This window comes from Roseivirga sp. E12 (assembly GCF_017592825.1).
Classification (GTDB): Bacteria; Bacteroidota; Bacteroidia; order Cytophagales; family Cyclobacteriaceae; genus Roseivirga.
This window is the reverse complement of the sequence record NZ_JAGFMD010000001.1, coordinates 461,582-475,965: the sequence shown is the minus strand read 5'-3', so window position 1 is coordinate 475,965 and position 14,384 is coordinate 461,582. Positions and strand designations below refer to the sequence as shown.

The window sequence follows — 14,384 nt, the reverse complement described above, 5'->3', positions numbered from 1 at the left end:
GGCTTATAAATTCACTCCTTGGGAAGAGATAGTTCTGGGAAGGTAAGGTTCTGATATTTAGGCAAATTAACTCGATCCCTTAGCTTCGAGAGCGTCTCAAAAGGATAATCTATCAAACTGATTCGGATAAGGAAGTCTGGGATACCCTTACCGGGGTCACTCATCATTTGGTAGGTCACGATCACATGATCGCCTACTGGAGCCAACTGCCAATACCCTTCCATTACTGGCATTCTAACCACCTTTTTAGTCTCAGGAATATAGTCAGGAACACCTTTCATTGATATCGTCAATATCCCTGTCAGAGGGTCTTGATCGAGTTTCATATGTACAACAGCGTCTCTATCTCGAAAAGGCCACCGGACATGATTTCTAAAGTAGATGTATTCCTCCCAAAAGTTATCTGCGCTCAACACTTTTGCCTCAGTGCAATTGTAAATCCAATTTGGGCCATCTTCAATACTTTTCATCAGAGCAACCAAATTGCTTAAGGATGTTTCTACTTTAGTCACCCCTCTGAAAACTTTCAATCCACTTTTGGAATCAGTCTTTGTGTAAACTGAAATACCGTCATCCTCCTTACTGAGGTTCCAGGCCGAAGAATCAACGGTATCCACCGTATTAATAAGAATAATGGAGAATGCGATCAGCCAGCTTCGCAAAAAGAAAAGGGTTTAGTTTAAAAAGGTCTTTCCTAATATAATCAATTATTAGGACAACCTAATTTTCATTCTGACCAAGAAAGCCGATCGCAATAATGATCGGCATTCTAGTTTTAGCCTATTTGAGCTCTGGCTTTCTAAGATAGCTTAACGTAATCAACAATACCATTAGAATCATGGTGACTGTGGTTCTGCTCTCACCATGAATGATATGTGTTATAGAAGCTCCCAACATGATCACCGCCATTCCCAATGCCGCCTTATAAGCGTACTTTGGAAATAACAGAAGAATGGCGAGAATCACCTCCAAACCTCCAACGATGTAATAGGTCCCATCTGGATAGGACCATCTATCAAACTGCTTTTGCCATGCTTCTGGATTGGTAAACTTTGCCTGACCTGCTAGGATAAACTCCAGCGACAATAGAACTTGCAATACCCAGGAAAACACTCTTTTTACTTTCGGTTTATTCATAAGACTTCTTTTTGAGTTTGGTTAAATCTTATGATTTTGGATATTACATCTGGTGCAACTTATAAAGTGACACACAATTATGAGCCTTGATAGTTAGCATTGAACTTACCCATGGATTCAGAAATATTTAAACAGACCATTTTACTCTTCATAGCCTGTCTAGGGCTGTTCTGGTCGGTCTTATTATTCACTCATAAAAGAGGTCATAAAAAGGCAAACCGATTTTTAGGCTTACTAATGGTCATCCTATCACTTCGGATTATGATGAGAGGCTCATACACTCAGCCACTTAGGGATTATTTCATTTTCCTTCTATTTCTTTCACATGGATTGGCTTTTTGGATTGGTCCCTCTATCCTCTTTCATGTTCGTGAAATGATGGGAAAATCGGTAAGCAGGTCTTTGCTCATGAAGCATTACGCTACCGGATTGATAGTCGCATTGATTAGCATAATAGGTTTCATTTTCAGAGATAACCTCATGACTATGGAAATAACTTCTGCATTAAAAGCTGGCTTCATTATCTTCATATCCATACAGATCATCCATCTTTTCGCCTATATAGGTTTTGCTAGAAAGGAGGTACTGCACTTTGAAGACAGTTTAGGAAATTACTTTTCTTCGACTACCAGAATAAGCCTCATATGGGTTAAACAGCTTACCCTTGTCACAGGGCTATTCGGACTAATCGTCCTTACCATGCAAATCCTTATAGTTTCTGGTGGTTACTATCAATTCAACAACAATGCGGATTTCCTATATCTCTTGCTTATTGCCGGTATAGTCTTGACACTAGTTGTCAAATCATGGAGAAGACCTGAGATCTATTCCTCAATAGGATATAATGGTGATCAAAACAGGGATTCTGAATTATCTGTTGATGTAAAGAAGAAGCTACATAAGGATCTGGATTTGCTTATCCGAGAAGAGAAGGTTTACACAATCTCAGAATTGAAATTAAAAGACCTTGCCGATGAGCTGAGTGTTCAGCCCTATGTACTTTCTCAATTCTTGAATTCAGAGTACCGAAAGAACTTCTTTCGATTTATCAATGACCTACGCATTGAAGAAGCAGAACATAGACTTAGATCAGGCTATTTAGTCAAGGAAACAATAGCTGGTCTCGCTTATGAAGTTGGGTTTAACAGTAAGAGCACATTCAATAGAGCATTTAAAAGCAAGAATGGCCTCACACCTACAGAATTCGTAAAGACGAAAATAAGTAGCACATAATCTGAGTTTTTCAGCATTGCCGTTCTCAGAAAAGTCATTACGAGTTTTATTTCCTATTGGCTAAATTGAGACTCCAAAACAGAATTATTATGAATCGATTTTTTCTTGCTACGGCAATGATTCTTATCCTGGCCTCCTGCAAAACTGAAGATGACAGTGGCGGACCCCTAATAGACTTAACAGGTAAAATTGTTATTCCAAATGCTACTCGGGACACAGTACTATTCGTCAATGCCATTGACAATATCCAGCTACCCATATTTATTTCAATACCATCATCATCCGTCAACTTACCTGGCACAGTAGTAATGCATGGTTCTGGCGGTAATTGGCAGGATTCAGATACCAATAATGATGGTGTAGATGATACCATTGTGCAATGGGAGCTCTCTAACCAAAATGATGAATGGAAATCAATGCTCGACAATGAGAATATAGTATCGGCTTTCCCAGGGAGTTATTTCAGAAGAGGCACAGTTGAAAACGAAGGAGAATGGAAGAACCCACCGCTTCAGTTTCAAATTAGCGCCTCATTTGTCAGGAATTATGACGCTTTCAACACCTTAGAGTTATTGAGAAGCCTAGTTAGAGAAGACGGAACGCCTATAGTTCAATCCAATAACGTAGCGATTTTGGGCTTCTCCCATGGAGCTACTGCCGTACAGAGCACTTTATTCGATACCCAAGCCACCCCTGTTGACTGGGAATGGTCTCAATCATATAGCGGCACATTGTATACCAATGAAATTCGAAGTCCAGCTCCTACGCCTGAGTCTGGAGGCTTTGTCGCTGGGGTGATGTATTATCCTGGCTCATTTCACAACAGCTATTATGGCAATCCATGTAATGGAACTAGTATTTTTCAGACGACAATCGATTTCATGATCCACTTGGCGTCTGAAGATCCACTGACCAGCAATTCTAATTGCATGTTAGAGACAGTCTCTAACAATGGTGGCGGTGTAGCCACAATCCATAACTATCAGGATGCCAATCATGGTTTTGATAACAAAACAAATGGCGTAGACGGACAAGCAAATACTTTGGCCAGACAGCGTAGCATGACCTTTTTGAAAGATAGATTAGGAATTGACTAATTGCCAACTTCATAGAATTTGATGTAGTCAACTCCTAGCTTTTCGCTCTCCAAAGTCATAAGCGATTGGATTAGTGCTCATCAATAGACCACAAAAGAGTACTAAGGAATGAATCATCTTTCTGGTTTCTAGAGAGTAATATACGGTTCTCTTGATTGTTATCGATTTGAAGCGGAATTGCATATTCGATTCTTTTTAGACAAATTGATCCTTCCAAATCAATCTTTACTGACATGAAGAAGCCTCTGATCCTCTTAATTTCTGGGTTTTCGGTAATCATTCTCCTAAGCTTGACACTCCGTCCTGTTCCTTCACTTCCCGAAAACGAGTTGACAATTGCCAATGGCATTGTTTCCAACATTTATGAGGGTGGCGAAAATGATATTGTATTTAAGCTCAGAGAAAGCAATGATATGTTTTACATCAACCGGGGCCTAGAACAAGGGCTTAACATTGATGACCTAAAAAAGCGACTATTGGGAAATCAAATCACCGTTAAGTATCCAGAATATTGGTCTTTGTTAAGTAATGGCACTAGTCATCATATTTCTAAGGTTGAGTACAAAGGGGAAGTCGTTTTCTCAGAGCTGAAGCACTGAACAAGTTTCAGGCATTTTGAATCCAAAATCTATACCCAATCAGCCAATAAGGGTTTTTCTCTACTGAGAGGTTTAACTTCTTAAGAATGAGAAAACTACTACCATTTGCTTTATCACTGTTTTGGTTAATTAACAGTGCATATGCTCAAAAAGTCTTATTTATAGGCAATAGCCTGACATATTCAAATGATCTACCGGGTATTGTTGAAGAGCTCGCAAAAGATCTTGGGGAGCATATCGATTCACAATGCATATGTCTACCTAATTATGGCCTTGAGGATCACTGGAATGATGGGTTAATCCAAGGCTTGATCAGCAAAAACAAGTTTGACTATGTAATCTTTCAGCAGGGTCCATCCTCACAGTCTTATGGAAGAAGCTCACTTATAGATTATGGTGGGAAAATCTCAAAGCTAGCAATAGAAAACGATGCCAAGCCGGCTTATTTCATGGTTTGGCCTTCTGTACAATACTATCAAACTTTTGAAGGTGTGATAAAGAATCACACTGATGCTTCTCAATTAAACAAGGTATTGCTTGTGAGAGGTGGTGAAGTCTGGAAACACTTTCATGAAAACTTCGAGAAGCTATCCCTTTATCAGCCCGATCAATTCCATCCTTCTGTTACAGGAAGCTTTCTAATGGCGCTAGTCCATATAAAAGTCCTTTTTCCATCTTCGGACCTCACATCATTGAAGTACAGAAAATTCAAGCGATGGATATCAAATGAAGAATCTTTCAATCAAATGATCGAAGTACTGACAAACCTCTAGGTCTTTCATTACAATTCATTAATTTACTCGTTGCTTGATTTGTGGCAGTAAGGAAAATTTATGGATTCACTCGATTATTACCCCCTATTTCTTGTTTTCGCGATTGCATGGTTAGTACCGCTAACACTTTCTAGGTTAGAAATAGGCAAGCTGCCAGCTGTGATTGTGGAGATCATTATGGGAGTAGTCATTGGCCCTTATGTTTTTGACTTAGTGAATGAAACGCCATATATGGCCTTCTTGTCAAAAACCGGTTTTCTACTTCTGATTTTCCTTGCGGGTCTAGAGATCAATGTCAACAAAATCATTTCGTCCTTCCCGAAAGGTAGAATCAAATGGATCGATTTCTCTACCAATACCCTTCTTGTCTCCATCGTCATCTACTTTGGTTCATTGGTCCTATCCATTCCTTTTGCGTGGTTGGTTAGCCTTTTTATACCCTTAGACATTGTGTTTTTCAGTATGCTGCTGCCCACTGTGGCTTTAAGTATTACTGTACCAATATTGAAAGCGGATGGTGAATTGAAAAGGAAGTTTGGTCAGATAATGCTCATGGAAGGTGCCATTGCTACGGTAATGAGTATAATTCTTATTTCGATTTACTCAGGTGTTTTGAAAAATGGCTTTGAGGTCGAATTATTGCTATTTGGTGTGATCTTCATCGTGTTCATTATCACTTATATCGCTGGCAAGCGATTAGTTAAAATGAGGACTTTTCAAAAGTTACTTTACAGACTTGAGCATGCGGCTAGTCAAATCAAAGTAAGGGGTACTATGGCACTCTTATTTCTATTTGTAATCGTAGCACAAGCCATAGGTACAGAACTAGTTATGGGCGCCTTCTTTGCTGGAACATTGCTAAGCATGTTTGTAATAAAGGAACGCTCAGCCCTACTTTTTAAACTTGATGGCATGAGTTATGGATTCTTCATACCCATCTTCTTTATAATGGTAGGCGTAAACCTTGACCTTTCGGCTTTAAGTCAGTTCCAAGAGTCTATTCCATTCATACTCGTTTTAATTGTAGGCTTTTTCTTAACTCAGATAATTCCAGCCTTAATTATGGTCGGTATTTTCGGACTAAAGAAGGCCTTATCTGGAGGGGTACTTTTAACTGCACGGTTAGGACTTACAATCGCTGCCGCTCAAATCGGCCTTTCATTGGAGGTAATTGATACAGCCGATAATGCGGGAATAGTGGCTGCTGCCATCATTACCAGCCTAATATCTCCTCTCATATACAGAACACTAAGCAAAAAGAATCATGAAGAATTCCATAATATTATTCTTTTAGGTGGTAGCAAGTCGAGCTTATATCTAGCAGAGCGCTTTAAGATGCATAATCTTTCATTTATCACACTTTTGCAAAAAGAGGACGTCATGCCTCTATTCGAAAAGAAGAGTCTTCCATTCCAGAAACTAAAGCAAATAACTACGAAGGTTCTGGATGAATTAGAAATAAGAACTGGGGACTTAGTAGTAATCTTAACCGAATCGAATACTTTGAACAGGGAATTGACACATCACATTCACGGTGCCTTGGGCCACAGCAAGATTATTACTAGAAAGCAATCGGCCGACCATGAAATGTTAAGCCCTGAAAGTAAGATAAAGCTTGTTGACCATGATGAACTGATCGCCAATCATATCGAGGATATCGTGATGAGACCGAATGCTGTAGACTCCTTGTCAACTAGTTTCGATGTGTATCGAGTTGAAGAAGTTTTGGTGACTAAGCCTTCGATTGATAGAAAGCTTGTTAGAGATATTGCCTTCCCTCCATCAGGGTCTCTAGTAATTCTACGAAGAGGTGGTGAAGTATTTATTCCTCACGGAAATACTCATTTACTCATCGGTGATGTAATGACAGTGATTGGAACTAGCGCTGCTCTCGCAGAATTTAGGTCCATCATGGAAGCCTAGCTAGAAACTATCACATTTTCTATATGCCTCGATAACAGCTTTCTCCCCTTCGATCCCTTTTAAAGAGTTACCATGTTCCATACCTAAAATATCACGATACCCTTTTTCATAAATGTATTTGAAGACGTTCGGATAGTTTATTTCACCTGTAGTAGGCTCCTTTCTACCCGGATTATCTCCTATTTGAAAGTAAGCGATCTCGTCCCAAGATGATTCAATGTTTGGGATCAAGTTTCCTTCAGTAATCTGTTGGTGATAGATATCATATAAAATTTTGCATGATGGGCTGTCCACAGCCTTACATATCTCATAGGCCTGAGAGGCTTTCGTCAAAAACAAGCCGGGATGATTTCTCGGGTTGAGAGGTTCCAAAACCATTACCAGATTATGGGCTTCCAGTATATCACACGCCTGCTTTAGGGTCTCTATGACATTGGCAGTTTGATAGCCCATGTCCTTCCTTAAATCCAGATGGCCCGGCACAACAGTCATCCATTTGGCATTGACACGTTTAGCTACTTCGACAGACTCTTTTATCTCCTTCAAAAACTCGGCTCTCCATTGACTTCTACCACTGGCTAGGTTAGGCTCATTCCAATAAATGGTGTGTGCTACAAAGACCCCCATGGCCATTCCGTGCCTCTCCATTCTGCCAGCAATCGCCTTTTGATCTTCTAAAGATCGCTTCTTCATGTCATTATCTTCTAGCGATTTAAATCCTTGCTCAGCCATGAAATCTAATTCATTGAGAAAACCGTCAGGAGCTGAATTCTTGAACATCCCGAAATGCGGTGCATAGTTCAATTTGAATGATTCATTCTGATTCGAATTAAACCAGCTATTGACACCAAAGGTCAACCCCGCTGTGGCAAAAGTGCTTGAAGCAATAAAATCTCTTCGTTTCATAAATTGGATTTGATGGCAATCAATATACAAAATATCAAGAGCTAGTTATATTTAGAAAGACAAACCCTTCAACATGTACACCAAAAAGAAATATTCGAAGCGCGACATGATGCGTTGGACAAAACGTGAAACACGTTTCTTCTTGTTTTTCGCATTTGTCATTACCATTCTTTATGAACTATTAGGACTCCAGTGGATGCAACTACCATGGACCCCGATTGCGCTCGTTGGTACAGCGGTAGCCTTTTTGATTGGCTTCCAAAATAATGCAGCTTATGGCCGAATATGGGAGGCTAGAATGATTTGGGGTGGTATTGTCAACAATTGCAGGACTTGGGCAATGATGGTAAGAGATATGGTTAACAACGAGCATGCCGTAGAACCAAGGACTAATGACTCGCTCAAAAAAGAGCGTACAATATTGATTCATAGACAGATAGCATGGATGAGTTGCCTACGATATGCACTAAGACAGGGTAAGCCATGGGAAACCATATCAAAGTCAAAGTCTCATAAAGAATGGACCGAAATGCTAAACTTACCAGAGCTCAATGTTCCCTTGGAAGAAGAACTGGGTCGCTTACTTTCTAAAGACGACTTAGCCTATGTAATGTCAAAAAAGAACAAAGCCAATGCAGTTCTTACCCTTCAGTCAAAACACATTCGAGAACTCAAAGATGCAGGGCTAATTTGGGAATTTTCTTTTTTAGAATTGGAAGGTGTACTAAAAGAGTTCTTTACCCTTCAAGGTAAATCAGAAAGAATAAAGAACTTCCCCTACCCGCGCCAGTATGCAACACTCACCTATGACTTTGTCAACCTGTTCATCTTCTTATTACCCCTTGGTGTCGTTCCTGAGTTTTCGGAAATTGGTGTTAAGCTGATCCAAAATGGTCATGGGCTGGGTGAGTATTTTGTTTGGCTTGCCGTGCCATTCTCTGCACTTGTATCATGGATATTTAATACCATGCAACGCATAGGCACAGCTGGTGAAAATCCTTTTGAAGGTTCGGCCAATGATGTACCGATTACTACAATGGCTCGTGGAATAGAAATCGATATGCGAGAGATGATTGACGAAGAGGCCGATGAAATACCAGAGCCATACCCTGCTGTATACGATATTCAGATGTAATCAAAAGTTATGACCCTATTCAGAAAGTGGAAGACGAGTACTCTAAGAAAGAACAATTTCGGGAGGTATCTCACCTATGTCATTGGTGAGATACTCTTAGTAGTGGTCGGTATTTTGATTGCTTTGTCAATTAACAATTGGAGTGAAAGAAGACAACAAGAAGGTAGACTGCGCAATATCTTTTTGACTTTTGAAAAAGACATTGATAATGACATTGCCGACATCGATAGGGTGCTTGATTACTACGGTAGCAATAAAGAAGCCTTTCAGAAGATCATGAACGGTGAGATGAATAAAAGGCAGTTCAAAGAATGTGGTGATTGTACATTTTTAATCACCGGCCACAATTCCTTTATCATTGAGGTCCGTGGTTATGAGGCATTAAAAAGTTTCAATTCAGCTTATGACGAGGATTCGTTGGTAAATCAAATCGTGCAATCAATGACCGCTTCAATTGAAAACATCTCTTCAATTGACGACTTGATCAGAGCGAGTATTACCAAAGATCTTGAGTCCTGGAGAGATCAGTATGACTGGTTCTCTCAATTTGCTCAAGAAAACATAACTGACGAGTACATTGAATTTGCCATAACCGATCAGACCTATAGAAATCAAGCCAGCTGGCGATTTATTCTAATCTATGGTAATTATGTCAGAGAGGTCGAAAAATTCAGACAGCAACTAGTGAGCTTCAAAGAAGCCATTGAAGAACGACTTAATAACTAGGGAGTAATTTCATTGGCGAAGGCAGGGTCAAATAACTCATTGAGATAGCCATCTCTGGTTGTTTCGCTATATCCATCTCTGCATTGCCCAAGGCCGCTTCTCATGATTGACAGGCACCTTCCGGTAACATCTACGGCTTCTCTATGTTCTCGATAAAGAACACAGTGTCCAAGCTCATGAAAAACAATCATTTCTCGCTGTAAGAAGCTTAGTGTACTCCAAAAAGTCGAATCAAGGATAATCTCATTTGGACGAGAACTATGAAAATTGCAACCACCTGCCACATTCGCACCGTCTATATTTCCAATTTGCCCGGTAAGTCCAGAAGCTCTTAAGTCAACCTCTATTCCTCTAGATTTTGCTTCTCTCTCAAAGGCATCAAAGAAGTACCAAAGTCTACTATCAACACCCGGATAACTTTCTGGGTCCACAGGGTCATCTTGTGAATCGCATCCAAGAAAAGCAATCAAGCTAAATATCAAGAGGCATTTGGATAGTAATAACCGCTTCATAGGCAAATTGAGTTTATTCAAACTATTCATATAACTACAAAACCTTGATTTAGTATCAGATTACGCCTTCTAAATTCCATACAATGATCCCATAGACGACAAACCGAATGATTCTGAAGGAAGCAAACATCAGGTATTTCTTTTGCGGATAAGCAAGTGTACCCGTCAACATGCTAACCAGGGCAAAGGGCAACGGTGTCAGCGCTGAGACAATAATTAAACCGCTGCCATATTGCTCATAGCGTTGCTGATACTTGTCGAATTTGAGCCTCTTCTTAACAAAATTCATGAAGAATTCCTTTTCTCCCAGCCTTTTACCAATACGGTAGTTTAACCACCCTGCAAATAGTGACACCAATGTCATTGTGGTCACAGCTGTCAAATAGTAATGCCACGGATCATCACTAGACCAAATCATAAAAAGTTCTGGGGGAAGAATTCCTACAAAAAATTCAGAAATCAGAAAAATGAAGAACATCAGATAGTAGCTGTCAGATACAGCATGTTCTATTACATCATACTGACTTTTAAAAGTGCTTTTAAATATGATAACCAAACCGATTAGGACTAAAAGGTATACGAAACCTTTGATAAGGTTTTGGGAAAAGTAATTATAGAAATCCTTATTCTTATTGGCCATTCAGGACATTTGATCTGTTTAAAGTAATTGAAAAAACTTTAAGAGTATCAAATTTTTTTAAGCCTGATTTAGACTCTCTTTGAATTTGTCAATAATCTCTTTGAAGAAGGTGGGGTTCGTGAATTTATCTATAATCTCAATTTGAGGAAAATCCTCAAATTGTTTCCTCAACTCATTGCTCATTTGACCGCTATAGACATATATCCAAGTGCCGTCATTAGTAAGCTTGTCAAAATAGCGTGAGATTAGATCTGAGCCCTTCATGTCTGGCATCATTTGATCTGTAATCATTATGTCAAAGTTTTCGGAATCTAGCCTTAGGCTTGCAGATTTACCATCAACAGCCTCTGACACCTCAACATCATCGTACATAAACTCAATAAAATCTTTGAGTGTATCCCTAACGGCAAAGTCGTCTTCAACAATCAATAATCTAATCATACTGTTATGCGAATAAATACGCTGGTTCCATCACTACCTCGTGATGTAATTGACAAGTCATGCCCTAGTCGTTGGGCCAATTCTTTTGCAAGATAAAAACCCATACCAGTAATTTCTTGATTCTCGTCAATTTTAGCTTGCTCGGTCCCCATTTTCGCTAACTGCTCATCAGACATACCCACCCCAAAGTCTCTAACTTCGATCATTATCTCATTAGCTTCTCCTCCTAGGTGGATCTCCACAGGTTTATCTATGTTTCGAGTATATTTTTCAGCATTGCCCACCACCGTATTTAGAATATATTTTAGTGTCAGTTTATCGGTTGGATACTTCTTCAAATCCATATCAATTGATGCATTGGCGAACAGTTTCAAACTCCAATTGTCTGAGATAAAGCACTTAATGTCATCGAAAGAAAGTAGATCATTAGACTTCTGATCTAATGACATGAAATAAATGAAGTCATGCAGCATACGCTTAATTGTCTCCACGGCATTGAGAGAAAGTCCAACTATCTTATCTTTTACCTTTTCAAATTTCTCTGGCCTTTCACTGGACATTTTCAACATTTCCATATTCATCTGAAGTGATGCAATGGGCATCTTTATTTCATGAGAAATCAAGGAAAGCATGGTCTGTCTACTTTTTTGATATTCGAAGTCGGCTTCTGCTTGTTTAACTATGTTGATCCTTAAAACAAATGTCCTAAAAAGCGCTAGGTTGCAAAGAATTATAATGGAGCCCATCAAAATGACTCTCAATTCATAATATGGATCTGTAATGTTAAGAAATGAGAGTGTCTGGAACAGTGCCCAGAGAAATACAACAGCCACTGTAATAATCAGGTAGTCAGATGTAGGTTCATCTTCTTTCTTAGCTTTTAGAATAATGAGAATAAAGAATACTATGTATACCAAAATGAATATTAGGTAGTAGCGAAGTATGGAAGTAAAAAAGAGAGAGTCAGTAAATACTGTCAGAAGCATATATATAAAAGTGACAGTTATGAAAGACCACTTCGTCCATTTAGGTGTTTGATTGGGGTACATGAAAAAGATAAACAAGCCACCAAACATTGCAGCCGAATAGGCGCTGAGGTATTCAATGCAGAGTGCAAGATTAAAATTGAAGTCATTGAACATGGCATGTAGTGGATAATAATCTGTTCCTATCATGCGATACATCATGCTCAATGAGAAAAAAGCATAGAATGGAATGGGAAGTGATAAGTGACGATAAACAGTTGAAAAGGCTAACAAGACAATTCCAGTTATAAAGAATCCTCCTGCCAAAAAGAGGCTAATCCCCTGATTAGTTCTGACCGTTCGGATAAGGTTATCGTAAATACCGACTTCTAATGGAAAATATAAACCGGCATTATGATGATCGAAATTTGCGACTTGAATGAGAACATCGAGAGTGCCTGTCTTAAACTCCCTCAAGGATACAATCTTTGGTTCTCTGAAACCCCTATACTCCTCCTTGGTTGTTCCAACTTCTCCAGAAGTCCAAACAAGTGAATCATTTACAATTAACTTATAGGAAGAGAAAGCGTGAGGTATGTATATACCAATGGGAGGTCTGTCTTTATCTACAAGTAGCCGAACCGAATAGGTAGTATATCCCGTTGAGGTAAGAATTTCATTATCAATAGTTTCCGTAGCCCAGTCATGAGGCACTTCCACCTTATTCATAGAAGGTCGGAGCCCTTTCGAGGATTCAATGAGTTTCATCCAGTGAAAATCCCATGTACCGTTAAGTCGCACAGGTTCCTCAAAGTTCTTACCCCTAAGATCAAAGACACTTCGGTTTTGTGCTACTAATTTCTGAAAGGATATTAGCAACAAAAAAGAAGCAAGAAATAGTCTCGCATACCTCATCTTTGGATTACAAGTATTTCTTCCTGCCGGCCATCAATATACCAAACACCGGATTTGTCAAAATAAGCCTCCTCTTCCAGCATAATCCTAATTTCTTTGTCCCACTCCTTGATATAAGTGGCAGCATTTAGTTCAATGGAATATGCCGTATTCAGATGTAATGGGTAGTCTCCAGTCACTGGCACACCTCCTTGTGAATCCCACATGCCCAGCGTGGTGCCTGCTGCGTGTCCATGATAGCCAATGGGATGAGTGTAAATGGAGGGCTTGATTCCTTCTGAAATAGCAGTAGCTCTACTAAGTTTCAACACTTCATTTCCAGTTCTTCCTTCTTTAAAGTTTCCAGTAAAGATATCCTGAAGTCTATTTCCGTTTTTAAACGCCTTCTTTAGAAATCCTGGTGCATCCTTCTCTCCTGGTTTCAACACATAGGCATGTTGTTGCTGATCGGTATTTAACCGGAGGTAAGTAATACCGAAATCGCAGTGGAGCAAGTCTCCAGGTAGAATCACATTTTTATCAGGTCTCTTGCTAAAGGTTCGGAGGTGATCAAAGTTTTCAGGGTCTGCTCGTTGAACGTCAATCGTAGGATGAAACCAGGTAACTAGTTTCAACTCCCTCACCTTTTCTCGCATCCACCAAACCACATCCTCAGTGGTCGTTACTCCCGGTGTGATTACTTTATTAGAAAAAGCCTCTTTAATGATGTCATGAGAAATCCTGACGATGTGGGGATAAACAGCCATTTCAGCTGCAGTTCTAGTCTCTAACCAGCCGATAGCGACTTTCTCGGCAGACACGATCTTATCTTGATGATTTTTGTCCAAAGTCGCTCTGAACTCTTCAAAATCCGTGGCTACAATACCATCTGCCAAACCGAAATATTCGGATTTATTGATACCGATTTTCTTCGGCTTTCTTTCTTTGATTATTTCAGCGAGCCTTGCCCATTGATTAGGCTGTTCTTCCTTATTCCAAGCACTCTTAAAAACAGAACCTACATCATAACGGGCTACGGCCAAGGTCTCGATCGGCTGATCAGCCCCCCTATCAAAAAAGACTAGAATGGTTCTTCTTCTGGCTGCCAGCCATTCCGCAGGTAAAAGTGTTTTAATTACAGGGTCTTCGTTGTATTCACGGGAAATAACAACCCACATGTCAATACCTTCCCGTCTCATAATAGATGGCAGATAATTCTTGACCTTATCTTCCAAAAGGCTATTGATGACACCCGCTCTATCTTTCATAGAGAGTATGTCGGGGCCTAAGTTTTGTGCTTGAGAAATTGTATAAACAGTAAGCAGGCAGAATGCCAGTAGTAGTCTTTTCATGTCGAAGGTTTGATCGTTCAAAATAGGTAAAAGAGGCTTAACATCAAACGC

The 14,384-nt window shown here is 39.6% G+C and carries 15 protein-coding genes; 7 read left to right on the top strand and 8 right to left on the bottom strand.

What is annotated here, in order from left to right; all coding sequences use genetic code 11:
• Positions 1-11: 11 nt before the first annotated feature.
• Complete coding sequence (locus J4E76_RS02060) at positions 12-662, bottom strand: hypothetical protein (RefSeq protein ID WP_208500888.1); 651 nt, start codon at positions 660-662, stop codon at positions 12-14.
• A gap of 118 nt (positions 663-780) precedes the next feature.
• Complete coding sequence (locus J4E76_RS02055) at positions 781-1,137, bottom strand: DoxX family protein (protein WP_208500886.1); 357 nt, start codon at positions 1,135-1,137, stop codon at positions 781-783.
• 111 nt (positions 1,138-1,248) lie between these two features.
• Here J4E76_RS02055 and J4E76_RS02050 point away from each other — a divergent pair, with 111 nt between their 5' ends.
• From J4E76_RS02050 to J4E76_RS02030, 5 genes are all read left to right on the top strand, one after another.
• Positions 1,249-2,370 (top strand): AraC family transcriptional regulator, encoded by a 1,122-nt coding sequence (locus J4E76_RS02050; protein WP_208500884.1) that lies wholly within the window; start codon positions 1,249-1,251, stop codon positions 2,368-2,370.
• An 89-nt stretch (positions 2,371-2,459) separates the two neighbouring features.
• A complete protein-coding gene (locus J4E76_RS02045; RefSeq protein ID WP_208500883.1) occupies positions 2,460-3,467 on the top strand; it encodes a dienelactone hydrolase family protein in 1,008 nt (335 codons plus the stop codon).
• A 233-nt stretch (positions 3,468-3,700) separates the two neighbouring features.
• A complete protein-coding gene (locus J4E76_RS02040; RefSeq protein ID WP_208500882.1) occupies positions 3,701-4,066 on the top strand; it encodes a hypothetical protein in 366 nt (121 codons plus the stop codon).
• Between the two features lie 86 nt (positions 4,067-4,152).
• Positions 4,153-4,839, top strand: a complete 687-nt coding sequence (locus tag J4E76_RS02035; protein WP_208500881.1) for an SGNH/GDSL hydrolase family protein — start codon at positions 4,153-4,155, stop codon at positions 4,837-4,839.
• 60 nt (positions 4,840-4,899) lie between these two features.
• A complete protein-coding gene (locus J4E76_RS02030) occupies positions 4,900-6,762 on the top strand; it encodes a cation:proton antiporter (protein ID WP_208500880.1) in 1,863 nt (620 codons plus the stop codon).
• Here the strand turns inward: J4E76_RS02030 and J4E76_RS02025 are convergent, their stop codons facing one another.
• The gene (locus tag J4E76_RS02025; RefSeq protein WP_208500879.1) at positions 6,763-7,668 is read right to left on the bottom strand and encodes a hydroxypyruvate isomerase family protein; all 906 of its coding nucleotides are present in this window, start codon (positions 7,666-7,668) and stop codon (positions 6,763-6,765) included.
• 73 nt (positions 7,669-7,741) lie between these two features.
• Between J4E76_RS02025 and J4E76_RS02020 the strand changes: the two genes are divergently transcribed.
• On the top strand, positions 7,742-8,803 hold the full coding sequence (locus J4E76_RS02020; RefSeq protein ID WP_208500878.1) for a bestrophin family protein: 1,062 nt from the start codon (positions 7,742-7,744) through the stop codon (positions 8,801-8,803).
• Between the two features lie 9 nt (positions 8,804-8,812).
• Entirely contained in the window at positions 8,813-9,529 is a 717-nt protein-coding gene (locus J4E76_RS02015; protein WP_208500877.1) for a DUF6090 family protein, read from the top strand.
• Here J4E76_RS02015 and J4E76_RS02010 read toward each other — a convergent pair.
• From J4E76_RS02010 to J4E76_RS01990, 5 genes are read right to left on the bottom strand one after another with little or no spacing between them, the layout of a single operon-like run.
• Positions 9,526-10,041, bottom strand: a complete 516-nt coding sequence (locus tag J4E76_RS02010; RefSeq protein WP_208500875.1) for a hypothetical protein — start codon at positions 10,039-10,041, stop codon at positions 9,526-9,528. The genes J4E76_RS02015 and J4E76_RS02010 overlap by 4 nt on opposite strands.
• A gap of 55 nt (positions 10,042-10,096) precedes the next feature.
• A complete protein-coding gene (locus J4E76_RS02005; protein WP_208500873.1) occupies positions 10,097-10,681 on the bottom strand; it encodes a YqaA family protein in 585 nt (194 codons plus the stop codon).
• 57 nt (positions 10,682-10,738) lie between these two features.
• Positions 10,739-11,122, bottom strand: a complete 384-nt coding sequence (locus J4E76_RS02000) for a response regulator (RefSeq protein ID WP_208500871.1) — start codon at positions 11,120-11,122, stop codon at positions 10,739-10,741.
• Entirely contained in the window at positions 11,119-13,002 is a 1,884-nt protein-coding gene (locus tag J4E76_RS01995) for a sensor histidine kinase (protein WP_208500870.1), read from the bottom strand. The genes J4E76_RS02000 and J4E76_RS01995 overlap by 4 nt, the downstream gene beginning before the upstream one ends.
• Positions 12,999-14,333, bottom strand: coding sequence for a M24 family metallopeptidase (locus J4E76_RS01990; RefSeq protein ID WP_208500868.1), 1,335 nt, complete (start codon positions 14,331-14,333; stop codon positions 12,999-13,001). The genes J4E76_RS01995 and J4E76_RS01990 overlap by 4 nt, the downstream gene beginning before the upstream one ends.
• Positions 14,334-14,384 lie beyond the last annotated feature (51 nt).